Origin of the sequence: Rasiella sp. SM2506, from assembly GCF_050859505.1 — a bacterium.
Classification (GTDB): Bacteria; Bacteroidota; Bacteroidia; order Flavobacteriales; family Flavobacteriaceae; genus Marinirhabdus.
In genome coordinates, this window is sequence record NZ_CP193934.1 from 3,158,352 (window position 1) to 3,184,848 (window position 26,497).

Consider the following 26,497-nt stretch of genomic DNA (forward strand, 5'->3'; position numbering starts at 1 on the left):
TTAGTTTAGTTGCTTTACCAAGTCCAGGGACATTCCTTTATGGGGTTGAGATTGGAATGTTGTTGTAGCATCTACAATAGCAGCGCGATTTTCAATACCACTTATTCCTAAGCCCTTGGCCTTTTTGCCCTCGGCTAGCTCAAAACCATTTCCATCATCTTGGTAGTGTAAATGTACGGTGTTTTGTGTAGACTTCAAGGAGAGCGTTATTGTTTTTGCGTCTGCGTATTTTATGGTATTGTTTATGAGTTCTTGCACAATTCTAAAAAAGTGTAACTCATGGTCATTTGGGAGTGTTTGTTCTTTGTACTGAAATGTAGCATGTACGGTAAATTTCCTGGAAGATTCAACTTGGTCACAAAGCTCTTCCAAAGCCGCTACTAACCCAAATTTATCCAAAGATGGTGGCAAAAGGTCATGGGCAATGCGACGGGAGCTTTCCAGAACTGTGGTGGTTATTTCTACAATCTTACCTCCCAACATATTGGCTTCTTTCACGGTTATAGTCTCTTCTCTTACTAAGCTAGCATTTAGAGAAACTATATTTAGTTTGCTACTAATATCGTCATGTAAGTCCTGAGCAATACGTTTGCGCTCTGTTTCTTGAGTCATCAAGGTAGTTTGTAACAGCTCTTTTTGATGGGCAATTTGCTGCTGTGCTTGTTCCAGCTCTGTTTTTACAATTTTTTTACGGGAAAAATAGAAAAACAGAATAATAGCAGTACTCATTATCACCAATAATGTAATCCCTATGAGGAGGATAGGGATTATTTGAATTTCTTGGTTAGAGTTGCTTTGCATCGCAGCGAAGTTACTAATTTGAAGAACGTTCATCATCTATTTTTTTACACGATACTTACGATACCATTCTATAAACATTAAAATTAGGAATAGTAAGTAAAATATGTCATTAGACAACCCTATATAATTTTGTGTGTCTTTGGGTAGGTTTAAATTCATTAGTAAATTCCCGGATGCAAAATATAAGATACTTGTCATAAAATATAACAGAATACCAGCATTAACATATAAGAAATCTGCTTTTCCGGACAAGGATTTGTAGTAATACAAGAGCGCATAAAAAACTATTATACTCTGCGTAACGCTTACCCCTATACTATTGTAGTTTATAAAACTGGATGGACTTAGGATGTATTGAACAATTAAACCCATCATCACGATTGCTGTGAGTATCCACATCCATTTTTTCTTCAAAAGATAAAAGTAAAAAAGGGACACAAATAAAAACTGTCCGATAAAATAATAGGTAAACAAAAAAAGGTTGTTTACTTTTTTATAGGCGTATACAAATAATAGAATCTGAATAACAGCAATAAAAATGAGATACAACGTAAATATTTTATACGTTTTATCAAACTTAGTGAAGCCTATACCGTATAATATAGCTAAAAGTATCGCTCCTATTGAAAGGCAATTATTAAAAACTGCAAGTATTTCCATTCATTTAAAATTAGAGGCCAAACTAGTTACCCTGGAATTTTTTTGGTTGTGACACGATAGTTACGGTACCATTCCACAAAAATCAGAATTTGAAAAACAAAGTAGAGAAATTGGTTAACGAGTCCTATGTACCTTTTAGTTTCATTTGGAATATCTAGATGTAATAATAAATTTCCGGAAGCAAAAAATAAAATACTTGTCATAAAATACAACAGTACTCCTGTGTTTATAAGCATAAAAGGGTTAGCAACAGACAACGATCTATAATAATATGTTATAGCGTATAAAACTATTATACTTTGTGTAATACTTACCCCATAGGTATGGTATTCGAAAAAGATATTGGGTTGGATTGCGAATTGAATACCAATTGCTACAAGCCCAATTCCAAGAATAATACAGAGAAGCTTATTTTTTAGCAACTCATAATAAAACAATGACATAAAAACAAATTGCCCCACAAAATAAAAATGAAAAAAGAAAATATTGTTCCACTTATACAGTGCATAATAAAAGGTTATCAATTGGATTATGGCAATAAACCCTAAATACAAGGTGAAAATTTTATAAGCTTTTCCGTATTTGGAAAAGCCTATAAAAAATACTACAAATAGTATTATGGACAATAAAACCTGTATATCACCTAAATAAATAGGAATCTCAGACATCCTATAATTAATTTAAAGAACTTCTGTCGTCACACATAGGAGGACAAGCCTTCGTAAAATCCCAAACACTGTTTACATTGCCCTCTGCATTTTCGGCATTTTCTGGAAGCAAATCTCTGTATACCCCAGTCTTATCTTTCTGAGTTCCTACAATTACTAATTTCTCCTCATTGGTACTTGGATTTACGGCCAAATAAGCACGTACGCAGGCATCATCTGCCGGATTATCACCCATCTCTGCCAATACGCCTTGTAAATCCTGTATTGGAATTAGAAAGGCATTAACTTCATTGTGACTATTGTAACTACTCTCTACAGAGCGCCATTCCTGCGTCCATTGTTTTGCAGTTGCTAAACTAATTTTTTTGTCTTGTACACTCATTTTTTTGGTTTTAGTTAATTGTTTAATTAGGTAATTAGATATATAGTATAATTTATAGTTCCCTAATTCCTGGAATCTAAAAATAGAAAAACCTCCGCTTTGGGCGAAGGTTTTTCGGTTAAAATAAATTGGTTAGCTTATTTCTTCACTATTTGTAGTACTGTGGTAGCGTTTTCGGCTTGTACACGTACAAAATAGTTTCCTGCAGCTAATGTAGAAAGGTCTATTTGTATTTGTGTTGCACCTACTTTTTTACTTAACAAGGTCTGTCCAAGAACATTTACTATCTCTATAGATGACATTTGTTTTGCAGCTGTAATATTTAATACGTTTGAAGTTGGGTTAGGATATACTACCAAACCTTCAATAGCGTTTTCATTTATGCCAAGCGTTTCAGTTGTAGTAAAGCTAAAAACGTCTGAGAAGTCACCTTCGTCACAAATATTGGTTCCACGTACTCTCCAGAAATACTCAGTATCTTCATCCAGATCGGTTACCGTAACCGTAGGCACAAAAGTAGTTTCAGAAACAACAATGTCTGCAAAGGCAGCATCTGTAGCTAATTCAAAATCATATTCAACAGCATCTGAAGTAAGTTCTTCCCAAATAAAAGTTAGGTCGGTATTTATTTCTACCGCAGTATCTGCAGGTGTTGTAAGTACAACAGTTGCTAAATCTGACTCTATAATAGTTAAAGCCAATGTAATTGAATTTGTGGCCGAAATAGAATTTCCAGTAATTTCCATAAAGTACTCCCCTGGCGTAACATTATTTAATCCAGTAAGGTTAAGAGTAATTTGACCATCGTCATTTAACGTAGCTGGAGAAACAATTCCAACAGCTCCTGTAGGAACATCTGAAACAGTAAAAGTTACAGTTTCAGTAAAGGTATCTATGAAATCTACATCTACAGCATAACTTCCTGTTGCTACATCGTTACATATTTCTTGGTCATTTTCAGTAGTAGAAAATGAAAAGTCGTTTACAATTCCAGTAACAATTAATGAAAATGTTTGTGCAGCATTGGTAAGTGTTCCCTTATGGGTTACTTCAATTAAATATTTACCACTGGCACCACCTACTTCTATCTTTTCAATATTATCTACAATATTGTCACCAGTTGTAGCAGCAGCAGTAAAGTTAGCTGGATTCAATTTCCAAGGCATGTGCACAGTTCCTGCTCCACCCACTTCGGTAACACGTAAATCTAAATCGTTTACAAGTGAAGGAATAAATGCATCTTCTACACCTTGTGGAGGCACGGTTCCCGCAGGATCTGTCCAAGTAATTGATGCTACAAAATCATTTATGTTGTCCGAATTTACTTCTAACGTGTAAGTTTGTCCTTGTGCTAGCACAATCTCTCTCATTTCAGAAGTCTTCCCATTATTTGAGATTACTTCTGCAGCTCTTTCTGTATTCAATAGACCCCAACCAAAACGGTAATCTGGACCTGGGTTACTTCCAGCTTCATCAACAGTATGCAATGCTAATCCTCTTAAAGTAGAGCTTAGCATAAAGTTTCCGTTAATATCGTTATAATGTTGTTGTAATAAAATAAGACTTCCAGAAGTGTTTGGAGTTGCCATAGAAGTACCACTAAAGTTAGAGTACGCTGTGTTTGACGTTCCTACAGAGGAAAGCATATTTACACCCTTAGCAGAAATATCTGGTTTTACTCTTCCGTCATCTGTTGGTCCCCAGCTACTAAAACTAGACATTACAACACTAGAAGGTCCTGTATAGTTTAGCACTTCATTTGTAGCAGCACAAATAATTGTGTTTTTTGCTACACTCTTGTCGGTTAAATAGTCATAGCCACCATCACTTGTATTTGCACCAGATTGGCGATCATTTCCTGCAGAACATACTGGTAAATAAAACGGTGCATTGTATGCGATATTATCCATATCTCTTGCATTGGTATCATAGTACCCTAAATACCATAGCGGTACGCCATCTGCAGGGATACCGTAAGAATGATTAGAGACTAGTAATCCAGTAGCTGCAGCTGCGGCCATCTCTGCTTCATCATTATTAAAACTGTATGCCTCTAAAGTAGCCAAAGGTGCCATTCCTTTAGCATTACCAGAATTAACAGTTCCAGTCCCAATCATAGTACCGGCAACGTGAGTGGAGTGACTACTAATAGTTGTTGTTCCATCAACTTGGGTAGCACGTCCTCCAATAAGTTCGTGTGTTTCGCGTACGCGACCACCATCCCAAACTCCGGCAACCATACCTTCTCCATTAAGATCTAGACCAGCACCACCTCCGGTATGTACTTTATCGGTACGTGTGGTAATAGCTCCTTCTGGATTTTCAGTAGCATAATAGATAGGCTCTCCAGATGAAAATACACCAACCAGTTCTGCCTGACCTCCATTTTCTATTTCAATGAATTCTTCCCATCCATTTATACTTGCCAATGCTAATGCTTCCGCTTTTTCGGCTGCAAATTGAATCGCATATTGTAATTCTAGTTGTGCTAGCGTGGTAAGATTAGATTTGTTCGTGATTTCACGTCGTTCAGAATCTGTTTGTGCAAACCCAAAGGCTACAAAAAACAGAAAAAGAAATGACAAAAAGTTGTTCTTTTTCATAGTACTTTTTTTTATTAAACATGTTGAATTGCAATAATATTAAAGAAATCCTAATATAGAAAACAAAAGTTTGTGTTTTTATGAACTATTTGGGCCTTAAAAGAATTTATTTTCTTTTTTCTAGGTATTCTATTGCATGTTCTCCATTAAGAAGTGCCACATTTTCCAAAATAGCAGTTGCCACTTCCTTGCCCAACTGAACCCCCCACTGGTCATAACTGAAGATATTCCAAACCACTCCTTGTACGTAAATTTTATGTTCATACATAGCCAGTAAGCTCCCTAAATTTTTAGGAGTTAATTCCTGTATAAAAATAGTTGTTGTTGGTTTGTTACCTGTAAAGCTGCTATAAGGCTCTTTTGCACTATAGGGTTTTCCTGTAGCCAAAGCCTCCGTTTGTGCCAGACAATTGGCAAGCAACATCTCATGTAATTCTAGGTTGGAACGTAACGAATTTGTAAAACAAATAAAATCGGTTGGGATTATTTTAGTGCCTTGATGTAATAATTGAAAAAAAGCATGCTGTGCATTCGTACCCGTAGCACCCCATACAATCCCTCCTGTTTGATAGTTTACGGCTTCACCGTTTCTATCTATCCCTTTGCCATTACTTTCCATAACGGATTGTTGTAAGTAAGGAATTAGTTTATGCAATGCTTCACAATAAGGGATCACCGCTTCTGTTTCGCAAGTATAAAAATTAGTATACCATACCGAGATAAGCCCCAATGCCACCGGGATATTTTCAGAAAAAGGTGCCGTGGCAAAATGCACATCCATTTGGTGTGCCCCTTTCAATAAATCTTCGAAATTTTCATAGCCAATAGCACAACACACCGAAAACCCTGCTGCACTCCATAATGAGAACCTACCGCCTACCCAATCCCACATAGGAAAAGTTTTTTCTTCTGAAATCCCGAAGGCAGTTACGTTAGTAGCATTGGCCGAAACTGCTAAAAAATGTGTTGTAATAGCTTTCTTAGAAAGTTTTGAAATAAACCAGTTTTTTACAAATTGTGCATTTGCAAGTGTTTCTTTGGTGGTAAAACTTTTAGAAACCACTACAAACAAAGTACTTTCTGGGTCTATTGCATCTAAAGTAGCTTGTACCGCATCACCATCTATATTCGATATAAAACAAAGTTGTACCCCCTTCCTATAATGTGCCAGCGCTTCATAGACCATTTCTGGTCCCAAATGGCTCCCACCAATACCAATATTTACAATAGTATCTATAGCCTTCCCCGTAGCACCTTTATAGACACCATTGTTTATTTTTTCTGAAAAGTCCTTCATTTTCTGAAGAGACGCAGCTACCTCTGGTTTCATATTACTGAAATCCCGTAATGCCGTATGAAGTACAGCTCTCTCTTCAGTCTCATTAATTTTCTGACCCGAAAACTGAGCTTTGATAGCTTTTTCTAATTGAACCTCTTCAGCCAACTGAAGCAACAACTCGCGAGTTTTGGGTGTAATTCTGTTTTTTGAAACATCTACAAAAAAATCCTTCCAGGAAATGCTAAAATCTTTTCCTCTGTTGCCATCTTCAGCAAAAAAATCTTTTATATGTAGATTTTTTGTTTCTTCAAAATGCGCCTGTAATGCCTTCCAGGCTTTAGTAGTTGTTGGATTTATTTTAGGCATTGAAGACATGTGAGGTGTATGGTTTGTTGTGTATAGTTAGTGATTACGAAAATAGAAAATTGAAATTAGAAATACGCTAGTTACGTTTTAAAGATTTTTTAACCTACAACTCCTTAGCTTCTGCCTTTTTCACGCCGAGAAAGCAACAATTTGTTTTGGTAATAGGTGACCAATCCATCCATAGGACGTTGCACAATGTTTCCTAATTGTAAGCTATGTCTAGCAAAACAGCTTTCAATACTACTTTTACTGAAATGGGCAATGCTTCCTATAAAATGAATAGGAACGTCATTGGCTTCGGTAAACGTTAGGATTCTACTTTGTGTAAAATTTTCAATCCCTTCTTCAATAACCGATTTAAAATAGGCTTCGGTACTTTCTTCCGCAAACATAAATTGAGCAAAAGAAGCTAAATAGGCATTTGGATTTGATTTTTGATATAGATGTATCTTAATGTCATCTGCATCTAAGGTATAGCTGTTTTCAAACTTTTGAGCTAGGTGCTTTGGCATGTTTCCATAGAAATAGTCCCGCAATAACTTTTTTCCAAAGTAATTACCACTCGCTTCATCCATTAAACTGTACCCCAATGCAGGGATGGGTGTATGGATAGTTGCACCATCAAAATAGCAACTGTTGGAGCCCGTACCTAAAATACATACAATCCCTGGCGCAGTAGTTGTGGCATACACAGCGGCAGCTAAATCTTCCCGAACGGTCACCTGAGCATTTTCAAACAAAAGTTCCAAAACTTGCTTTAAAATATTTTTTGGTGTTTCTGTACTACAGCCAGCACCATAAAAATCTACTTGAGTAACCTTCATCATTACTTCACGCAACTGCGGGTTGTATACGATGCGATTTTCTAATTCTTCTTTAGGCACTACGGTTGGATTTAGCCCAGGTGTTTGCGTTTGTAGTATTTTTTTTCCTTCAGAATTTATAAGTACCCAATCACATTTTGTAGAGCCTCCGTCTGTGAATAAAATCATATTACAAGTTTGCTGTGTAGACGGTGAGTTCCACTAGTTTTGCTGAATACGCATACTCATTATCATACCAAGCAATGAGTTTAAAAAAAGTATCATTTAAGGCGATTCCAGCTTCTGCATCAAAATTACAGGTATGCGGATCGCTTACAAAGTCCTGTGAAACCACAGATTTTTCAGTATAACTAACAATCCCTTTATAGGCTCCTTCTGAAGCTTTTTTGAAGAGCTTTTTTACCTCCTCATAACTAGCCGATTTTTTGGTACGAACAGTTAGGTCTACCACCGAAACATCTAGTGTAGGTACCCGAAACGCCATTCCCGTAAGTTTACCTTCTAAAGCAGGAATTACTTTAGTCACCGCAACGGCTGCCCCTGTTGTGGTTGGAATTATATTGGCCAAAGCACTACGCCCCAATCTATAGTTTTTTCGTGAGGGTTGGTCTACCGTGCTTTGTGTAGCAGTTACTGAATGTACTGTAGTCATTAATCCCTCAATAATTCCTAACTCGTCGTCAATAATTTTGGCTAAGGGCGCCAAACAATTTGTAGTACAGGAAGCGTTAGAAATTATAACATCACTTGCTTTAACCTCTGTATGGTTTACCCCCATCACAAACATAGGTACTGTTTTAGAAGGCGCAGATATCACTACTTTTTTAGCCCCTGCTTTTAAATGCGCTTCCGCTTTGTCTAGTTCTTTAAAAATTCCTGTGCAGTCCATTACCATGGTAGCACCCACTTTATCCCAAGCTAAGTTTGCCGGATCTTTTTCAGCAGTTACACGGATAGTTTTTCCGTTTACGATCAGGTTTCCGTTTTTTACTGAAATCACCCCAGGAAACTTCCCGTGTACCGAATCGAACTCTAGCAAATAGGCTAAATGGTCTACATCCAGCAAATCGTTTATTGCAACTACCTCAAGATCTTCTCTTTGCGAAGCGATTCTAAAAGCGATTCTTCCTATTCTTCCAAAACCATTTATTCCTATTTTAATCATATATTTTATTTTTAAAGCGAAGTAATATCTGCTACCCTTATTAAATCTTTATCTAGTTCGTTTTTTCCGGCAAGTGTATCGGCAAAAGGTACCGCTACAATTTTACTGTGCCGGATACCAATCATTACATCCCATGTACCTTCTATAAGTGAGTCTACAGCGGCCACGCCTAACCTACTTGCCAGAACACGATCGTAACAGCTTGGTGCTCCACCCCTTTGTATATGGCCAAGTACCGTTACCTTTACTTCGTATTCATTTAAATTTTCACGAATGTATTCTGCCAGTCCTAGAATGTTTTTCCCTATTTGGTCGCCTTCAGAAACTACCACAATGCTGGAAGATTTTCCCGAAGCCTTGCTTCTTTTTAAAGACGCTACCAATCTGTCTCTTCCTAAATCTTCTTCGGGTATTAATATTTCTTCGGCTCCCGCTCCAATACCCGCGTTTAAAGCAATATCGCCCGCATCTCTTCCCATCACTTCCACTAAAAATAAGCGATTGTGAGAATTTGCAGTATCTCTAATTTTATCAATAGCTTCCACAACCGTATTTAAAGCCGTGTCGTAGCCTATGGTGAAATCGGTGCCATTAATATCGTTATCAATAGTGCCAGGTATGCCAATGATAGGAAAATTAAATTCCTCATTAAAAATCTTAGCGCCTGCAAATGTACCATCCCCACCAATTACTATGAGGGCGTCAATACTTGAGGCTTTCAAGTTTTGGTGTGCTTTTTCTCTTCCTTCCTTGGTTCTGAATGCTTCGGAGCGAGCCGATTTTAAGAAAGTCCCTCCTCTATTAATAATATTTTTTACACTTCTTGGACCAAGCGGTGTGAAATCGTTTTCAATTAAACCCTGTAAACCGCGATATATTCCCACACATTCTACCTCATGAAATGTACAACAACGAACAACAGCCCTAATGGCCGCGTTCATTCCCGGGGCATCGCCACCACTGGTTAGTACCGCAATTTTCTTTATGGATTTTTTCACAATGGTAAATCTAAAATTAAATTTTCTAAAAATTCTCGTAATGTAATAACTATAACGTTTTCAGGTAGTAATCTCTTCAATTTTTGTTAATTTTAAAAGAGCGAAATAAAAAATACGTGTAAATACGTATATGCTAATCTAAAATCTCGTGTTATATTTACAATGAATTAGTGAAATGTATATCACTATTCTTTTTGTGGGGATAAAAAGAGTAGCTATACAACTTAATTGATCACTAAGTTAGGTTTGTTATGAGCGTCTCATTTTGAGACGCTTTTTTTTGTCCTCACCCGAAATCGCTGAAAAAGCGATTTCGCCCTTATACATTCCTCTCGATTACATCATCCTGTCGTTCGTACCTCAAGAGTCGGTTATGAGACTCGTCGGATACAGGAGGAGACGTTATTCTTTTTCAAAACTTAAGTATTAAAAGCCTCTCTAGTTAGGTAGTACCGTAAATTCTATAGAAGAATCGTTATATACTTTATGAGTTTGTTTTTGAAAATCTGTTTCGGTAGCTTTAAAAATATTGTCTACGTACGTTTGCGGATTTAAATCTATATAAGGAAACCAAGTACTTTGCACCTGTATTTGAAGTTTATGCCCCTTTTTAAACGTGTGATGTACATCTTGTAATTTAATGTTTACTGCTGTTTTTTCATTAGCCACAAAAGGTTCTGGTTTGCTAAAACTGTTTCGGTACCTCCCACGCATTACTTCGCTACGTACTAGCATATGGTAGTTACTCATTTTTAGGTGGTCTTGCGTTTCTTCGGTATCCTTTGCGTCTGCTGGGAATACGTCTATTACTTTTACTACCCAATCCGCATCAGTTCCCGTTGTTGCAACTTTAAGTTTTGCTAGAATATCTCCAGCCAATGTCATATCTTCAGTCAAGACAGGCGTTTCAAAAACTAATACGTCTGGACGTCTCCCTGCAAATCGCTGATCGTCTGTCATAAATTTTCTTGGGGTGAACACCATTTTAATATCTTCGGAATACGGTACAGGCTTTTTTGGATCGCTTACAAATTCTTCAAACGTGAAGCTCTTTTCAGCAAAAGGATTTAAACGCTGCTTATTTTGTAACCAAAAGGTTTTTTTTGCAGCATTTTTTGGTGGCCATTCGGTATATTCTTTCCAGTCTAAGGATCCAGAATCGAACATATATGCCTCTGGAAGGTTTGGTTTTCCTTTCCCATCGTCTTTTAAGAAATGATGGAAAAACTTGCTTTCAATATTTTCTTGGTATTTGGCCGAAATATCATCACCAAAGTACACATTTCCAATGGCTTGCCGTCCTGTTTTTCTTGCCCAATCTCCGTGACTCCACGGACCAAAAACCATTGTATTATAGTTTGTGCTGTTTTTTTCAATGGTTTTATAGGTTTCAAAAGGACCGTATAAATCTTCCGCATCAAACAAGCCACCAACCACCATGACCGCAGGCTTAATATCTTTTAAATGCTGAATAATACCACGTTTCTGCCAAAACTCATCATAATCTGGGTGCTCTTTTAATTGCGTCCAGAACACATTGTCTTTCTTGTAATATTCGTCCAAATTTGAAAGCGGACCAGCATCTAAGAAAAACTGGTATTGATCTTCAGTTCCCAGTTCAGGGAAGCTATACCAGGGTTCTTTAGTTGGTTCTGTCTTTTCATACCCAAATACCGAAGTCGCTCTCCAATAACTCAATAAATATGCTCCGTTGTGATGAAAATCGTCAAAATAGAAATCGCCAATACAGGCTTGTGGAGACGCTGCTTTTAAAGCAGGATGTGCGTCTAACAAAGAATAGGTAGCATAAAATCCCGGATATGAAATCCCCCAGGTTCCTACATTTCTGTTATTATTTGGAATATTTTTTACCATCCAGTCTATAGAATCGTAGGTATCGCTGGCTTCGTCAAATTGCTTTCCTTTTTTATTGGGAATGTAGGCTCGCATATTATCATAGGTTCCTTCGCTCATCCAACGCCCACGGACATCTTGATACACCACAATATAGCCTTCCTTCATCATAAACTCATTGGGAGCAATTTTGGAAGGAAACTGGTCTTCACCATACGGTCTGCAACTGTAGGGTGTGCGTAAGAGTAGTATTGGATATTTCTTCGAGGTATCTTTAGGGGAATACACAGACGTGAATAACTTGGTGCCGTCCCGCATGGTGATATAACTTTCGGATTTGTTGAAATTATCTTTTACATAATTTTCGTCCTGAGCGAAGGTAATGGCTATAAAAAGCAGCGCGATTACCAATGAAATTTTACGTACCATACTAGTTTATTTAGAGGTTCTTTCTTTATGATTTTTAATTCCTTCTTCCAGCCAAAACAGGTACTCGTCCGCATCTGGCGTGTATCCCACAGGCTTGTTGAGAAGGTTGTAGTTTGCATCCATTAACACGTAATAAGGTTGCGAGTTATTCTGAAAGTTGACAGTTTGAAAGGTTGCCCACTTATCGCCTATCGTTTTAATAGGTTTCGTATCCCCAGAAGCTTTCAAAAAGTTGAAACGTTCTTCTTGTGGTAATTCTTTCCTATCATCTACGTATAATGAAATAAGGATGTAGTCTTCATTTATAGTGCTGAAGATATCTTCACGGCTCCATACCTGCTCTTCCATTTTACGACAGTTTACACATGCCCAACCTGTAAAATCTATCATTACAGGTTTCCCGGAAGCTTTTGCAGCAGCAATACCTTCATCAAAATCTTTGTAGGCATTCAGTCCTAAGGGAGCTTCCGTATCTTTATCGTAAACGCTATAAAACAAAGGAGGTGGAAAACCACTCAACAGTTTTAAATTGGCGTAGCTGGAATTTGTTAGTCCAGGAATTAAGTATAATAAAAATGCAAAAGTGGCAACACCAACAACTACATTTCCTATTGGCGGTTTACGTTTGGGTCCATCGTGCGGAAAGCGAATAATACCAAATAAATACAAGACCATCCCGAGCGCACAAACAATCCAGATACCTATAAATATCTCACGTTTTAAAATTCCCCAGTGTTCTACCAGATCTGCATTTGATAAAAACTTGAACGCGAGTCCTAATTCAATAAAACCGAGTACTACTTTAACCGTATTTAACCAACCGCCACTTTTTGGCAAGGTATTGAGCCAGTTTGGAAATAATGCGAAAAGGGCAAATGGCAACGCCAACGCCAGTCCAAAACCTCCCATTCCCATGGTTAACTGCCACGCACCACCATCGCTGGTAAGCGAACCTCCCAATAAGGATCCCAAAATAGGTCCTGTACAAGAAAATGAAACAATAGCAAGGGTTAGCGCCATAAAGAAAATACCTACGAAACCACCAATACTATTGGCTTTATCGTCCATTTTGGCACTCCAGGATTGTGGTAACGTAATTTCGTAATAGCCAAAGAAGGAAAATGCGAAGACTATAAAAATGACAAAAAAGATAATGTTAAGCGTGACATTTGTAGAAATATTATTTAAAATTTCCGGGTCTAGCGAGTCCAGTAAATGAAATGGAATACTCAGAATTACATAAATCAAGAAAATAAAAAGTCCGTAGAGAACCGCGTTAAACAAACCTTTCTTTTTATCCTTCGCACTCTTGGTGAAAAAGGATACCGTTAACGGAATCATAGGAAATACACAGGGTGTCAACAAAGCAATTAAACCTCCAACAAATCCTAGTAAAAAGATGGTAAAGTAGCTTTTTTCTGAACTCTCACTCTCGTCTTTAAACTCTTCTTTTCCTCCTACCTCAATGGTTAATGCGGCCGATTTTTCAAGGTCTTCTTGCGTAATTTCGGCATTAGATTTTTTAGCGGCTCCGGAGGTAAGGTCTATTTCAAAAATCTCGGTGTTAGGTGCCAGGCATTGTTCATCATCACAAACAGAGTAAAAAACTTCCACAACAAGCTTTACGCCTTCTGGGTTTATCACTTTAATGGGTTGAATAAACATCACTTTGTCTTCAAAAAACTTTACATCTATGTTAAAAACAGGGTCAAAAACAACAGGAACATCAGGTTCTTGTGTTTTTCCACGAAGTGTATATGTTTCTGGCGTTGCATTAAACGTAAATTTGGTTGGAATGGGACCTTCAAATTCTTCACCAAACTGTGTTTGACTGTATAGATGCCATCCTGCTTCCAGTTCCGCTTGAATTAAAATATTGTAGTCTGTATCCGACTCTTTTTCAAGGCTCACCTTCCATTCTACGGGATCTAAAAGACCATTTTGAGCTTGTATGGTTTGTAGGCATGCTAGAATTAAAAAAAGTGCTGAGAGAAATCTTTTCATTATATATGAAGGGATATTTTTAATAAATTTTCTGTTTGTGGCGTCCTTTTAAAACGGTCGTCCAGGCGATAACCAACTACCCAGACAATGTTGTTTTTACTGCAAAGTAACCACACATTTTCTTTAGCTACCAAAGATACCTTTTCATCTTTAAAAAACTTGCTGAGTTTCTTTTTTCCTTTCATTCCAAAAGGATAAAAATAATCCCCTTCTTTCCATTTGCGAAGAGTAAGTGGAAATTCAAGCAATTTTGTATCTATAAAAACAGTATGTGCATTTGTAACTTCAAAAGATACATCGGTATCAAAAGTTAAATGAAGTGGATTTTTTATTTCTGAAGTTGCTGCTGAAATTTCAAAAATTGAGTTGTTTTCTGTTGTATTTTCAGTTAACAAAAGTACTTCTCTATCTTTTGTAAGCCTATGTGTTGCCGAAAATACTTCTTTTCCAGATTGTGCTTGTAACAACCTGAAAATATCATTCCAGGCAGTAAATCCAAATGGGTGGAGTAATTCATAGAGCAATGCTTCGGTATTAGGAAGCTCCGATATTTTAGCAATATTGAGACTATAGCCCTCTTTGGTTTCAGTAAGAACCAAATTGTACACCAATGCCATATAATCTTCAATCAAAGCTTTTGAGGCCGTTAAATGTTGTTGTGTTTTCTGAAAGTTTAACAACGTTTTATCTGATACATTTTTATATTTTGGAAGTACCTCTATCCTTAATTGGTTGCGCAGATAATCGGTTTTGGCATTACTGCTGTCTTCCCGCCAATACATATTTTGATCTTTAGCAAACTTCAAAATGTCTTCTCTAGAAAAAGGGAGTAGGGGTCTTACAATCTTTTCGTTTTGCTTTGGAATTCCCGTTAAACCTTTTAATCCCGTGCCACGAGATAGATTGATAAAAAAAGTCTCCAAGTCGTCATCTACGTGATGTGCGGTTAAAATATACGTATAATCAAAATTTTCAGCAACTTGTTCAAACCATTGGTAGCGCAATTCCCGAGCTGCCATTTGGGTGGAAAGCTTATAATCCTTGGCAAACGTTTTGGTATCAAAAGTTTCAGAATAAAAAGGAACCCCTAAAGTTTCTGCAAGATTTTCGGTAAAAAGGGCATCTCCATCGCTTTCTTTTCCGCGTAATGAAAAATTACAATGAGCAATGGCTATATTATATTTTAGCGTATGTAAGAGATGAGTCAATACCACACTGTCCAAACCGCCACTACATGCAACGAGTAATTTGACGTTTTCTAAAAACGGAAAGTTGGTTGAAATGTGTTGTTTAAATTCTGAGCGCATGCATTTAAATTGCTCCTGCTAAAATACCCAAAACTACGGCAATACCAAAGCTTAGCATGGTACCAATGAGAACATATTCTGTTTTAAGGGTATCTGTGTCTTTGTATCGCAGTACAGATTTGGCTGCAATTAAAAAACCAACGGCCTGGTATTGACCAATTAATATAAAGGTAAGTGTTAAAATACGTTCTAAAATACCAATTAGTTTTCCTGCATTTGGAAGTTCGTCCGTACCATCTAAAATTTCGGCTTTTTCCTGTTGCGCAATAGCTACGTCTATTTGTGAAGACCTAAACACTTCTTTTATCACAATATTTGCTGGTTTTAGGCAGAGTGCATAGGCAATAACAATGGCGATAAATGTGGCTGAAACGGGCAACTCAAAAAGAGGTTGCAAGCCGTGATACTTTTCAAAGAATAGCGATACTGCTACAAGTACGATTATATGTAACAACTGATCTATAAAAAAAGCGTATTTCCAAAGCGTAGGATGCTTGTTGGCCTTTGCCTTAAAACCGTCAATTACATAATGGATGATCGCTATAATCCCCGCTCCAACAAAAAATTTAATTTGAAACGACAACACCCAGGAACACACAAAAACAATTAACACGTGTATGGGCAATAACCTACTCTTAAACCCAATGCTGCTTTTTTCGTGAGCCATTTTTTGAGTTTGTAAAAAATAGTCGGCTAATACGTGAGCTAAAAACTGTAACAGTAAAAACGTTGGGATTTGCATAGTTACTCGGTTAGTGATTCATTAAAATAAGTGACTGCAGTTTCTATGGCATTCCAGCCTACATTGGTGGAGTGCCTATTTACCACAGATTGGTCTATGCCTAATTTTTTGGCTATGGCGTCTTCATTATGACCTAGTAATTTTAAATATACCACTTCACATTGGCGTTCGGTTGCTTTGGTAAAAAGTACATCCAATAATTCCAAAATAGCTGTCCATTTTTTATTCATGGCTTCGTCTTTGGAAGCAAAGAACAAAGTATTTTTAATCACAATACGTTCTTTATCGTGTGTAGATTTACTATTTATGGTACGTCCCGAAAGGTAGATAGCCTCTCCATCTATCACGCCGTTTTCTGGTTCGAAACGGTCTAAAGCTCCGTAGCCAATAGCCAATCGCACGCCGTATTCTTTAAATAGCTTTGCTCTATTTTCAGACTTAGAAGTTTCTATTGAAATAGGAATGGTCTTCACATAGCTCTTTATCGCCAAACAAGCCTGCATTGCCTCTCCTGCGGTGGGAATGACGCACTCTATATAATCGCCTTTTATAAGGCGACCATAGCTTTTAAAATGTTTCTTAAGATCTTTTAATAAACGCTCCAAGTGCACTTCTAAAATCTTCTTGTCCGCACTGTCCAAGCTGGTTGAAGATATAATATCACCCGATAAAACTGAATAGTTCACTGTCTTACTTTTTTACAAATATACTAATTTATGTTGTCCAGGGTACATAAAATAGATTTATGTTGTCTAGAGTGCATAAAAGATGTTTATGTTGTGTGGAGTACATAAATATTTAAAATCACAAAACTCAAGTTTCAAATTAAAAGCTCATCATTGAAGAAGACTTTGCGTCTTTGCGCTTTAGCGAGACCCTTTAAGGCTTGCTGTGCGAAATAAGTTTTTATTCCAAAACACTTCTCATAGCCTTCGCTTTCAACAAGCATTCTTCATATTCTGCTTCTATGGTAGATTGGGCGGTGATAGCACCTCCTACAGAAAAACTTACATAGTGTTTCAATTCATTATACAAAATACTACGTATGACCACATTAAAATCAAAATCGCCGGTGGGCGTAAAGTAACCAACAGTGCCACTATATACCCCCCTTTTGGTATCTTCTAATTTTTCAATAATTTTCATCGCGCTTATTTTGGGAGCACCCGTCATACTACCCATGGGATATGTATTCTGGATAATTCGTACAGGGGAAAATTCACTTTCAGCTTCGCAGGAGATGGTAGAAATCATTTGGTGTACTTGCTCAAAACTGTAAATGGCACATAATTCTTCTACAGTAACCGTTCCTTTTTTTGCAATGCGGGAGAGATCGTTACGCACTAAATCTGTGATCATGATATTCTCGCTACGTTCTTTAGGATCTTTAGCCAAAGCCGCCGCCATTGCTTTGTCTTGTATAGCATTTTGTAATCGTTTGGCAGTTCCCTTAATAGGTTGAGAAATAATAGTATTCCCCTCCTTTTTTAGATACCGTTCGGGGGAAGCGGAAAGGACATAGTGATTTTGTAGCTTCAAATAGGTTGCAAAGGGCGCTTTTGAAATTTCGTTTAAGGATAAAAAGACTTGTTCTGGGTTAATCCTAGTATTTTCGGCATAGAACTCCTGGCAGAAATTAGCTTCATACATATCTCCACGCTCAATGTGCTGAAGCATCTGCCCTACTTTTTCGGCATAGCTGTCTTTTGAGGTGCGTAGCTTTATTTTTATCTCTTCGGAAGAAGTATCAACTTCAGAAATTTCAGTTAAAAGGATAGCCTCCCAATCGCTATCCATCTCATCATCTACCATACCTAAATAATGCAACTCTACTTCCGTTTCAGAAAAAAGAAACACTTTCTTGGGCTGAAAGAAATACAAATCCGGAAAATCTAAACCATCGTAATTTTTAGACGTAAGACGTTCTACATTATTTTTAAGATCATAACTCAGATACCCAAATAACCAATCCTTTGTAATTTGTTGGTATTCATCTAGTTTTTCAAAACCCTTATGATAATCTGTTTTGATGGCAGTAAAGGCATCCACGGCCAAAATAGCTTGATAAGAACCGTGTTTTTGTTCGTAAGCATTACTGTCTAACCAAGCCACTTCTTCAAATTGGCTTGCCCAAGACAACAGTTGTTGCTTTAATGTAGTGGTAAGTTTGGCTGGAATTTTTTTGGTTACGCGCATCACTTACGAAGGTATTGAAAAAAAGCAAAGGTCTCAAAAGGCAACCAAAATGTTAAAGCTAGTGCAGTAAAAGTTTTAACTTCGGGATTGCCCAAGTAGGTTTCGACTGCGCTCAACCAGACACGTTGATTATTTGACCTTTTGAGACCTTTACAAAAATTATTTTTGACGTTGTTATATATGCAACGCTCTATCCGCAGTTGCGGCTAAAGCTGCTTCTTTTACAGCTTCGGCGTAGGTTGGGTGTGCGTGGCTCATACGAGCAATATCCTCTGCACTGGCACGAAACTCCATGGCAACAACTGCTTCAGCAATAAGATCGGCTGCGCGGGCTCCTACCATATGTACGCCCAGCACCTCGTCTGTCTTGGTATCGCTTAATATTTTTACAAATCCGTCGGTATCTCCACTGGCACGGCTTCTTCCTAAGGCACGCATAGGAAATTGACCAGATTTATAGTCAACTTTGGCTTCTTTCAACTGTTCTTCGGTTTTCCCTACACTGGCAACTTCTGGCCAGGTATAGACCACTCCTGGAATTAAATTATAATCTATATGTGGTTTTTGACCGGCGATAATTTCGGCCACTAAAGATCCTTCTTCACTTGCTTTGTGTGCTAGCATGGCACCTCTAATTACATCGCCAATGGCGTAAATATTCTTAACGTTGGTTTGTAAGTGGTCGTTTACGTCTACTTGTCCGCGTTCAGTAATTTTAACACCGGCATTTTCAGCTTTCAATCCATCTGTGTAGGCTCTTCTTCCTACTGAAACTAAACAATAATCGCCTGTAAATGTTACTTCTTGATCTTTTTTATCGGTAGCAGTTACGGTAACTTCCTTACCTTTTTTAGAAACTGCTGAAACTTTATGAGAAAGGTAAAACTTTACGCCTTGTTTTTTCATCACCTTCATTAACTCCTTACTCTGGGCGCTGTCCATGGTTGGGATAATACGGTCCATATATTCTACAACAGAAACCTCAGCACCTAATCTACGGTATACCTGGCCTAATTCCAATCCAATTACGCCACCGCCAATGACAACCATGTGCTTCGGAATTTCTTTTAAAGTCAATGCTTCGGTTGAAGTAATTACGCGGTCTTTATCTAATTTAATAAATGGCAATGTGGAAGGTTTACTACCCGTAGCAATAATGGTGTGCGTTGCTTCAATAGTTTGTTTTTTCTCACCCTCTATTTCAATATGTGTTGCATCTTTAAAGCTACCCATACCTGTAAAGACATCGATTTTATTTTTATTCATCAAAAAATCGACTCCTTTGGTGGTTTGTTCTACCACAGCAGCTTTACGCTCGATCATTTTTTTGAAGTTAATTTTTATCTCTCCCGGAATTTCAATTCCGTGATCTGAAAAATGTTTGATGGCTTCTTCGTAATGGTGAGAAGAGTCTAACAATGCTTTACTGGGAATACACCCTACATTAAGACAGGTGCCTCCTAAAGTGTTGTATTTTTCTATGATGGCCGTTTTTAAACCCAACTGTGCGCAACGAATGGCTGCTACATATCCTCCAGGTCCAGAACCTATTACTGCAACGTCGTATTTAGACATATTTGATGCTTTTTTGAATTGAAATGCAAAGGTACTAGTTTGCTTTTAGATTTACGAAGTACGATTACGAATTATAAGAACGCTTTTATAGTTTTGGTTTGAGGAATAGTAGGATGCGGCAAAGACGAAAGACCCTTTTATTAAAAGAAGAGAAATTTTCTCCGTAAAAACATAAAATTATTACATTATTTTTAACCATTTAAACTGCGTATTGCAACTAAACACCAAAATTTATCCAGCTTCCATTCCAGGAAAAGCTAGCATCTGCCCCATCCCTACTGTAAATAACCAATTTCCATACAAGGCGTGCTCTATGCTCACTGCGGTTGTACTACGAAATTTTAAATACGTATAACCAAAAATAATTCCGCCAATAAATGTGAGGACAAGTACCAATGTATTTCTGAAAAATAAATGTGCTAACGAGAACACAATGGCATTTATAAATATAAAAAGTGTTTTATTTTCAAAAAGCGCTTCGTAGCGTTCAAAAAAGAAAGTACGGTAGATAATTTCCTGAGGCCAAACAGACAGGAAGGTATACACAAAGAGAATTGCAACAAATAATCCCGGCTTGTTTACAGGAACAAAAAACAACGCATCTTTATCCAGAAACCAAACATATGCCGTTGTCGTCACAGCCACCACTATAAATGTGACCATAATCCTGCGCCAAAGCGATTTCCAGCAGAGGTTTTTCTTTATGCGGAAGTTGATATTTTCAGATTTCTTCAACCTGAAGAGAATATACATAAACCCGAATACCACCATTCCTACCTTCACCCAAATATTGAAGGGTATTGCCAAACTTACAGGTAGCAAAATGAAAAGGATAAAAAACTCTACACCTAAAATCAAAATTCTATTCATATTGAATCAATATTAGTATTATAAATTAATCTTTATTTAACACTTTATTAAGCATTTATCAGTTAAAAAGCATATATTGTCGTCAAAATACAATATAATGCTAATTTAAATAGGCACTATATGAAGCTTTCAAAATTACTATTACTGGCCATTTTATCTGTATTGGTCTCTTTTTGTTCAAAAGAAACCATTGAAGATAACACCCTAGAAAACGGTATCATTGCCAATCGCCTTATTGATAACGATACAGGAGCTACAGGCAATATACAAGAGTGCGTAAACATAAATATTATTGCAGGTCAGAATTATGACGCAGGCGATTTTACCATCGCAGTAAACGAAGTTGGAGATTTAGTTTTACGCTATGTAACAACAGGTGATTGGGAGTTAAATGCCATTCATCTATATGCAGGCGATTGCAACGAAATACCAATGACCGGTTCTGGCAATCCAAAAGTAGGTCATTTTCCAATTAAACAAGAACTTCCAAACGGTACAACTGAATTTGAATATGTTTTGGAAACAAATGGCACCCCATTTTGCGGTTGTATCGCAGCACATGCAGAAGTTAGCAGACCTGGTCAAAGTGAAACAGCTTGGGCAGAAGGAATGGATTTTCCTGGTAATAACTGGGCCATGTTCGTAGAATTTTGCGGCTGTGCTTTCTAAAAAAATTTAAAATAAAAAAAGCCAGCTTCAAAAAGCTGGCTTTTTTTTTATAACTCTATGACTGTTGTGTTTTTAACCTGATTAATGGTAAAAGAACTTGTAGTGCTCCCAACATGCTCCATGCTGGTTAATTTACGCACCATAAACTCTCTGAAATGCTCCATATCTTTTACCAATACTTTCAACAAATAATCATAGTCGCCGCTTACGTGAAAGCATTCCATTACTTCGGGAAGTTGGCGCACTATAGTTTCAAACTTAGTAATATTTTCTTCGCTATGTTTTACCAATTTAATATGGCAGAAAACCGTAAAACCTAAAGCAAGTTGCTTACTATCCAACAAAGCTACATACCGCTTAATAATCCCGGCTCTTTCCAGTTTTTTAATCCGTTCGTAAATAGCAGTGACCGAAAGGTTTAATTTTAAAGAAAGCTCTTTATTGGTTTGTTTTGCATTTTGCTGAAGGTGTTTCAGTAAGTGTCTGTCTATAGTATCCAACTTCACTTTTTTTCGATTTTTTTTCTGAAAGTCCTTACGAAACAGAAGCAACACAGAAAATATTTCAGTAAAACTACTAAATAATAAGTTTTAAAACTGAATTAGCAGGGTAGTATTGACATAAATTCTACGAGCACCTATTTTTGGTAAAAATTAAAACCACATGAGCAAGCACGATTTTAAACCCGCAAACAATATACAAGACCTCCAATACTTTGGAGAATTTGGAGGTGTAAATCCTTCCATTTCAGATTCTTCAACCTATACATTTCTTTCAGCAAAAACAATGTTCGATACGTTCGAGGGCAATGCAGACGGATGCTATTTGTATTCAAGACACTCTACCCCCTCCAACTTATATTTAGGGGAAGCGCTTGCAGCCATGGAAGGTACCGAAACTGCGAATGTAGCTGCCAGTGGTATGGGAGCGATAACACCTACGCTACTTCAGTTTTGCCAGGCAGGAGATCATATTGTTTCTAGCCGAACTATTTACGGTGGAACCTATGCATTTTTAAAGAATTTCGCCCCAAGAATGGACATACATACTTCATTTGTAGACATTACAAAACTTGAGGTTGTTGAAGCTGCCATTACCCCAGAAACCAAAGTGCTTTTTTGTGAATGTGTTTCCAACCCGTTACTTGAAATCGCAGATATTGAAGGACTTTCTAAGCTAGCAAAAAAACACAATATTCCTTTATTGGTAGACAATACTTTTTCACCACTTACTATTTCCCCTGTTAAGCTGGGAGCAGATGTGGTGATGCATAGTTTAACCAAATTTATAAACGGAGCCAGTGATACTATGGGGGGCGTTGTTTGCGGTACTCAAGAATTAATTGACACCCTGCGCAACGTAAATGACGGAGCATGCATGCTATTAGGAGCGTCTATGGACAGTTTGCGGGCGGCTTCCATTTTAAAAAACCTAAGGACCCTTCATATTAGAATACAACAGCACAGTAAAAATGCACTGTTTTTAGCTGAAAAATTTGAAGCAGATGGTTTACGAACCGTGTACCCAGGCCTTAAAAGCCATCCAGGTCACGAGTTAATGAAGAGACAAATGAATCCTCAATACGGTTTTGGAGGAATGCTTACCATAGATGCGGGTTCTATAGACAAAGCAAATGAATTAATGGAGTTAATGCAGGAGCGTAATCTTGGATATTTGGCCGTGAGTTTAGGCTTTTATAAAACATTATTTAGCGCGCCAGGCTCTTCAACCTCTTCGGAAATACCTGAAGAAGAACAAGCTGAAATGGGCTTAACAGACGGGTTAATACGTTTCTCTATTGGGCTGGATGCAGATATTGAGCGTACATACGAGATGATGAATGCGTGTATGAAAGAAATTGGGATTTTGAATTAACAAAGCTCGAAACAAGAACGATGTAACGAGCTCTTTAGTAGGGTATACAAAAAAGATTTATTTTTTTGAATTCAAGAGTTGGTTCACCATACCTTTCAATTCTTCAATATCTTTTTGTTGCTTTTCAATTTGAGCTTGTTGTTCCTGAACAGCTTTAACGAGAGGGACTACAAAAGTGGAATAGGATAAGCTATAGATATCAGATTCATTTTGCGGAGTATGGATTCCATCAAAATTATAGTTGAGTTCTTTTGCTACCTTTTCAACTTGTTGCGCTAAAAATCCTGACTCCATTTTATTGGTGTTTTTTGCTATTTCAGACTGCATTGTATACTCACTATATTTAGCTCTATCAAAATTATATTGGACAGGTCGTAAACGTTTTATAAACTCCAAACCAGGGATATTATCTGTAATATTATATTTAAATCTTTCGTCTGATGGGTTTGAAAAAGCCACTTGGCCTTCAATAATCGTGATAGAAGAATTTCCTAAACGAATTTTGTTTGCAGTGCCATTGTATGTACTATATCCAATAGCAATAGAATTATTGCCTTGTGCTTGTGCTTGCTTACCTATTGCTATAGAATTATTTCCTGAAGTGTAAGAGTTTGCTCCCAAAGAAATTGAATTCTCTCCTTGAGATTGTGATGATTTTCCAATTGCTTCCTTGGGACTGTGTATTTCTCCCTATGGAAATTGAATTTGAACTATCTGAGTCCGAGTTATCACCTATACTGATGGAATAATCGGAGCTTGTTTTTGCTCCATTTCCCAATACTATACTATGCGAAGCCCCTCTACCATCATAATCGGCATTTGAGCCAATAAATATATTATTAGAAGCTCCTCGAACACTCGTTTGTGCTCCAGCTCCTTCTCCTAAAAATACAGATCCATCGGTATTTAAAACCTCAATTTGACCTTTTGTTGTAATTCTAGTTCTTGAAATATTATTTGTTTTAAACACAAGTGCCTTATTGTCTGTTGTTCCTAAAAAATTTGTGGTACCCCCATCAGTATTAGAGTTTCCTTCAAGAGCCCATCCCTGAGATGTTGGACCTGCTTCCCTATCAGAAATTTTATTCCACTCAGTACCACTCCAGAAATAAAACCCTGAGCTAAGTCCACCTGAAGTTGATGTATTATACACCAATAAGCTAATTGCTGGATTTAAAATTGTTGTAGTATCTGAAATTCCAGAAAGTGCTACACGAGGGAGTAGTATCCCTTTATCTGTGGCTGACACATCAAGAATACTGGATGAATCTGGATGGGTTGTGTTTATTCCAACTTGAGAAAAACTCCAAAGAGATACAAATAATAGAAGTGTAGAAATGTAAGCTTTTTTCATAATTTAATTTAATTTGGAGTGCAAACCTAATACGGTTTAGTAAATCTGCAATACCCAAAAATTAATTATTCGATATAACATCTTAATTACCCGATGAATTACGCTGTTTTTCTATATTTTATAATAAAATTTAATATTTTTCCTACAAATCCTTAGATTACAATACATTAATGTTTTTATAATGTTCTTCTTACGTTTTTTAATTTGCACAACTTTTTACAAAATCGTAACATTACATTTCATTTCAACCAAGTAAATATGCAAGAAAAAGACAACCTCTCCGAAATAGACATTGAAAAACAACACATTATGGATAACAAAGAGCTCTCTATCTGGGAAGCACTTATTCCTGTTGTAATTTTGATGGCGTTGTTAGCGTATAATATTTTTTTAAAAGACGGAGAATGGTTGGGGGAATATTCTAATCAGTATATCTTACTCATGGGTGGTATGGTGGCAGCCATTGTTGGGTTTTTAAATAAAGTATCGCTTGGCGTTATGCTTGCTGAAGTTTGGGAAAACCTAAAAAGTGTTTTTGTGCCTATTATGATATTGCTGTTGGTAGGAGCCCTGGCAGGAACCTGGCTCATTAGTGGCGTAATTCCCGCCATGGTGTACTACGGACTGCAAGTATTGAGTCCTGAAATTTTCTTACCCGCCTCCGTAATTATCGCTGCCATCATTTCTATAGCTACCGGAAGTTCTTGGACTACTTCAGCTACGGTAGGAATTGCTTTAGTAGGAATTGGAACCGCATTGGGAATTAATCCTGGAATGATTGCAGGAGCCGTGATTTCTGGTGCTTATTTTGGAGATAAAATGTCGCCCTTAAGTGATACGACCAACTTAGCCCCTGCCATGGCTGGAACCGATTTGTTTACCCACATAAAATATATGGCATGGACTACGGTGCCTACTATTATCATTACGCTGATTGTCTTCGGAATTATAAGCGCTACAATGGAAGTTACGGGAGATGCAGATATAAGCGGGTTATTAGCAACCATAGACGCAACTTTTAATACAACCCCTTGGTTGTTTATTGTACCTGTAATTGTTATCGCTTTAATTCTGTTTAAAACAAAACCACTTATCGCCTTATCGATGGGGGTAGTATCGGCAATAATTGTTGCTATAATTTTTCAGTCTGATATACTATCACAATTAGGTGAATCTAAGATAAGTGCTATTACTAATGCCATTTTTACAGATACGGCCATTATAACCGAAAATGAAAAATTAAACGACCTATTTTCTGCCGGCGGAATGTTGGGGATGCTCTGGACTATTTTCCTAATTATCTGTGCCATGGTTTTTGGTGGTATCATGGATGGGATTGGTGCGTTATCCAGAATTACAAAATCGTTACTCGCTATGGCCACAAGTATTTTTGGTTTGTTTGCGAGCACTGTCATTAGCTGTTTGGGACTTAATGCCGTAGCAAGTGATCAATATCTTGCGATTGTAATTCCAGGAAAAATGTTTAAAAAAGCATACGAAGATAGAGGATTAGCTCCTGAAAATTTATCCAGAACCTTGGAAGATAGTGGTACGGTAACTTCAGTGTTAATTCCTTGGAATACCTGTGGTGCCTACCAAAGTGGTGTATTAGGCGTTGGGGTAGCTGAATATTTTTTCTATGCTATTTTTAATTGGTTAAGCCCATTTATGACCTTATTATTTGCCGCCTTCAGAATAAAAATAAAGATGCTGCGTGAGCCAAAAACGGTTTAACTAACGCTATATAATTCAAAATAAAATGCTTCAGAAAATAGAATTTCTGAAGCATTTTTATTTAACGGAACTTTATAAGAATTCAGTTTCCACTTTCTTTTTGATTGAAGTTTTAATAGCTACTTTTGCACTCTGAAAATAG

At 37.2% G+C, this 26,497-nt stretch carries 22 protein-coding genes; 3 read left to right on the plus strand and 19 right to left on the minus strand.

The annotated features are described in order from the left end of the window. The 16 genes from ACQ2HF_RS14190 to ACQ2HF_RS14265 all read right to left on the minus strand — a co-directional run bounded on the left by ACQ2HF_RS14190 (position 1) and on the right by ACQ2HF_RS14265 (position 20,723). Positions 1–837 (minus strand): sensor histidine kinase, encoded by an 837-nt coding sequence (locus tag ACQ2HF_RS14190; protein ID WP_432411078.1) that lies wholly within the window; start codon positions 835–837, stop codon positions 1–3. Then, complete coding sequence (locus ACQ2HF_RS14195) at positions 838–1,461, minus strand: hypothetical protein (RefSeq protein ID WP_432411079.1); 624 nt, start codon at positions 1,459–1,461, stop codon at positions 838–840. Positions 1,462–2,136: 675 nt separating this feature from the next. Beyond that, positions 2,137–2,511, minus strand: coding sequence for a hypothetical protein (locus ACQ2HF_RS14200; protein ID WP_432411080.1), 375 nt, complete (start codon positions 2,509–2,511; stop codon positions 2,137–2,139). A gap of 137 nt (positions 2,512–2,648) precedes the next feature. Next, positions 2,649–5,114: a S8 family serine peptidase gene (locus tag ACQ2HF_RS14205; protein WP_432411081.1), complete on the minus strand. Its 2,466-nt coding sequence runs from the start codon at positions 5,112–5,114 to the stop codon at positions 2,649–2,651. Positions 5,115–5,220: 106 nt separating this feature from the next. After that, positions 5,221–6,759 (minus strand): glucose-6-phosphate isomerase, encoded by a 1,539-nt coding sequence (pgi, locus tag ACQ2HF_RS14210; protein ID WP_432411082.1) that lies wholly within the window; start codon positions 6,757–6,759, stop codon positions 5,221–5,223. A 113-nt stretch (positions 6,760–6,872) separates the two neighbouring features. Then, positions 6,873–7,751, minus strand: coding sequence for an N-acetylglucosamine kinase (locus ACQ2HF_RS14215; protein WP_432411083.1), 879 nt, complete (start codon positions 7,749–7,751; stop codon positions 6,873–6,875). A 1-nt stretch (position 7,752) separates the two neighbouring features. Further along, positions 7,753–8,748 carry a type I glyceraldehyde-3-phosphate dehydrogenase gene (gene gap / locus ACQ2HF_RS14220; RefSeq protein WP_432411084.1) on the minus strand — a complete coding sequence of 332 codons (996 nt, stop codon included), beginning with the start codon at positions 8,746–8,748 and terminating at the stop codon, positions 7,753–7,755. 11 nt (positions 8,749–8,759) lie between these two features. Beyond that, positions 8,760–9,746, minus strand: coding sequence for a 6-phosphofructokinase (gene pfkA / locus ACQ2HF_RS14225; RefSeq protein WP_432411085.1), 987 nt, complete (start codon positions 9,744–9,746; stop codon positions 8,760–8,762). A gap of 438 nt (positions 9,747–10,184) precedes the next feature. Beyond that, entirely contained in the window at positions 10,185–12,029 is a 1,845-nt protein-coding gene (locus ACQ2HF_RS14230) for a CocE/NonD family hydrolase (RefSeq protein WP_432411086.1), read from the minus strand. Positions 12,030–12,035: 6 nt separating this feature from the next. Further along, positions 12,036–14,033 carry a cytochrome c biogenesis protein CcdA gene (locus tag ACQ2HF_RS14235; RefSeq protein WP_432411087.1) on the minus strand — a complete coding sequence of 666 codons (1,998 nt, stop codon included), beginning with the start codon at positions 14,031–14,033 and terminating at the stop codon, positions 12,036–12,038. Further along, positions 14,033–15,340 (minus strand): tRNA lysidine(34) synthetase TilS, encoded by a 1,308-nt coding sequence (gene tilS / locus ACQ2HF_RS14240; RefSeq protein ID WP_432411088.1) that lies wholly within the window; start codon positions 15,338–15,340, stop codon positions 14,033–14,035. The genes ACQ2HF_RS14235 and tilS overlap by 1 nt, the downstream gene beginning before the upstream one ends. Before the next feature lie 4 nt (positions 15,341–15,344). After that, on the minus strand, positions 15,345–16,082 hold the full coding sequence (locus tag ACQ2HF_RS14245) for a DUF3307 domain-containing protein (RefSeq protein ID WP_432411089.1): 738 nt from the start codon (positions 16,080–16,082) through the stop codon (positions 15,345–15,347). Positions 16,083–16,084: 2 nt separating this feature from the next. Then, positions 16,085–16,768: a helix-turn-helix transcriptional regulator gene (locus tag ACQ2HF_RS14250; RefSeq protein WP_432411090.1), complete on the minus strand. Its 684-nt coding sequence runs from the start codon at positions 16,766–16,768 to the stop codon at positions 16,085–16,087. Between the two features lie 220 nt (positions 16,769–16,988). Then, on the minus strand, positions 16,989–18,278 hold the full coding sequence (pabB, locus tag ACQ2HF_RS14255; protein ID WP_432411091.1) for an aminodeoxychorismate synthase component I: 1,290 nt from the start codon (positions 18,276–18,278) through the stop codon (positions 16,989–16,991). A gap of 174 nt (positions 18,279–18,452) precedes the next feature. Then, positions 18,453–19,853, minus strand: coding sequence for a dihydrolipoyl dehydrogenase (gene lpdA, locus ACQ2HF_RS14260; RefSeq protein ID WP_432411092.1), 1,401 nt, complete (start codon positions 19,851–19,853; stop codon positions 18,453–18,455). A gap of 231 nt (positions 19,854–20,084) precedes the next feature. After that, on the minus strand, positions 20,085–20,723 hold the full coding sequence (locus ACQ2HF_RS14265) for a CPBP family intramembrane glutamic endopeptidase (RefSeq protein WP_432411093.1): 639 nt from the start codon (positions 20,721–20,723) through the stop codon (positions 20,085–20,087). Positions 20,724–20,843: 120 nt separating this feature from the next. On the opposite strand from ACQ2HF_RS14265, the gene ACQ2HF_RS14270 reads away from it, so the two are divergent. Next, positions 20,844–21,392: a hypothetical protein gene (locus ACQ2HF_RS14270; RefSeq protein ID WP_432411094.1), complete on the plus strand. Its 549-nt coding sequence runs from the start codon at positions 20,844–20,846 to the stop codon at positions 21,390–21,392. A 47-nt stretch (positions 21,393–21,439) separates the two neighbouring features. On the opposite strand, the gene ACQ2HF_RS14275 is transcribed toward ACQ2HF_RS14270, so the two are convergent. Next, positions 21,440–21,898 carry an Lrp/AsnC family transcriptional regulator gene (locus tag ACQ2HF_RS14275; protein ID WP_432413102.1) on the minus strand — a complete coding sequence of 153 codons (459 nt, stop codon included), beginning with the start codon at positions 21,896–21,898 and terminating at the stop codon, positions 21,440–21,442. A gap of 157 nt (positions 21,899–22,055) precedes the next feature. Here ACQ2HF_RS14275 and ACQ2HF_RS14280 point away from each other — a divergent pair, with 157 nt between their 5' ends. Then, on the plus strand, positions 22,056–23,267 hold the full coding sequence (locus ACQ2HF_RS14280; RefSeq protein ID WP_432411095.1) for an aminotransferase class I/II-fold pyridoxal phosphate-dependent enzyme: 1,212 nt from the start codon (positions 22,056–22,058) through the stop codon (positions 23,265–23,267). A 57-nt stretch (positions 23,268–23,324) separates the two neighbouring features. Here the strand turns inward: ACQ2HF_RS14280 and ACQ2HF_RS14285 are convergent, their stop codons facing one another. Both ACQ2HF_RS14285 and ACQ2HF_RS14290 read right to left on the minus strand, forming a co-directional pair. Beyond that, positions 23,325–23,951, minus strand: coding sequence for a tail fiber domain-containing protein (locus tag ACQ2HF_RS14285; RefSeq protein ID WP_432413103.1), 627 nt, complete (start codon positions 23,949–23,951; stop codon positions 23,325–23,327). Next, entirely contained in the window at positions 23,857–24,621 is a 765-nt protein-coding gene (locus tag ACQ2HF_RS14290; protein WP_432411096.1) for a hypothetical protein, read from the minus strand. The genes ACQ2HF_RS14285 and ACQ2HF_RS14290 overlap by 95 nt, the downstream gene beginning before the upstream one ends. A 258-nt stretch (positions 24,622–24,879) precedes the next feature. On the opposite strand from ACQ2HF_RS14290, the gene nhaC reads away from it, so the two are divergent. Continuing rightward, a complete protein-coding gene (nhaC, locus tag ACQ2HF_RS14295; RefSeq protein WP_432411097.1) occupies positions 24,880–26,355 on the plus strand; it encodes a Na+/H+ antiporter NhaC in 1,476 nt (491 codons plus the stop codon). Positions 26,356–26,497 lie beyond the last annotated feature (142 nt).

Coding starts and splice junctions, on each gene's coding strand:
- ACQ2HF_RS14190 (WP_432411078.1), bottom strand. CDS start 837: ATGATGAACGTTCTTCAAATTAGTAACTTCGCTGCGATGCAAAGCAAC.
- ACQ2HF_RS14195 (WP_432411079.1), bottom strand. CDS start 1,461: ATGGAAATACTTGCAGTTTTTAATAATTGCCTTTCAATAGGAGCGATA.
- ACQ2HF_RS14200 (WP_432411080.1), bottom strand. CDS start 2,511: ATGAGTGTACAAGACAAAAAAATTAGTTTAGCAACTGCAAAACAATGG.
- ACQ2HF_RS14205 (WP_432411081.1), bottom strand. CDS start 5,114: ATGAAAAAGAACAACTTTTTGTCATTTCTTTTTCTGTTTTTTGTAGCC.
- pgi (WP_432411082.1), bottom strand. CDS start 6,759: ATGCCTAAAATAAATCCAACAACTACTAAAGCCTGGAAGGCATTACAG.
- ACQ2HF_RS14215 (WP_432411083.1), bottom strand. CDS start 7,751: ATGATTTTATTCACAGACGGAGGCTCTACAAAATGTGATTGGGTACTT.
- gap (WP_432411084.1), bottom strand. CDS start 8,748: ATGATTAAAATAGGAATAAATGGTTTTGGAAGAATAGGAAGAATCGCT.
- ACQ2HF_RS14230 (WP_432411086.1), bottom strand. CDS start 12,029: ATGGTACGTAAAATTTCATTGGTAATCGCGCTGCTTTTTATAGCCATT.
- ACQ2HF_RS14235 (WP_432411087.1), bottom strand. CDS start 14,033: ATGAAAAGATTTCTCTCAGCACTTTTTTTAATTCTAGCATGCCTACAA.
- tilS (WP_432411088.1), bottom strand. CDS start 15,340: ATGCGCTCAGAATTTAAACAACACATTTCAACCAACTTTCCGTTTTTA.
- ACQ2HF_RS14245 (WP_432411089.1), bottom strand. CDS start 16,082: ATGCAAATCCCAACGTTTTTACTGTTACAGTTTTTAGCTCACGTATTA.
- pabB (WP_432411091.1), bottom strand. CDS start 18,278: ATGCGCGTAACCAAAAAAATTCCAGCCAAACTTACCACTACATTAAAG.
- lpdA (WP_432411092.1), bottom strand. CDS start 19,853: ATGTCTAAATACGACGTTGCAGTAATAGGTTCTGGACCTGGAGGATAT.
- ACQ2HF_RS14265 (WP_432411093.1), bottom strand. CDS start 20,723: ATGAATAGAATTTTGATTTTAGGTGTAGAGTTTTTTATCCTTTTCATT.
- ACQ2HF_RS14270 (WP_432411094.1), top strand. CDS start 20,844: ATGAAGCTTTCAAAATTACTATTACTGGCCATTTTATCTGTATTGGTC.
- ACQ2HF_RS14280 (WP_432411095.1), top strand. CDS start 22,056: ATGAGCAAGCACGATTTTAAACCCGCAAACAATATACAAGACCTCCAA.
- ACQ2HF_RS14290 (WP_432411096.1), bottom strand. CDS start 24,621: ATGAAAAAAGCTTACATTTCTACACTTCTATTATTTGTATCTCTTTGG.
- nhaC (WP_432411097.1), top strand. CDS start 24,880: ATGCAAGAAAAAGACAACCTCTCCGAAATAGACATTGAAAAACAACAC.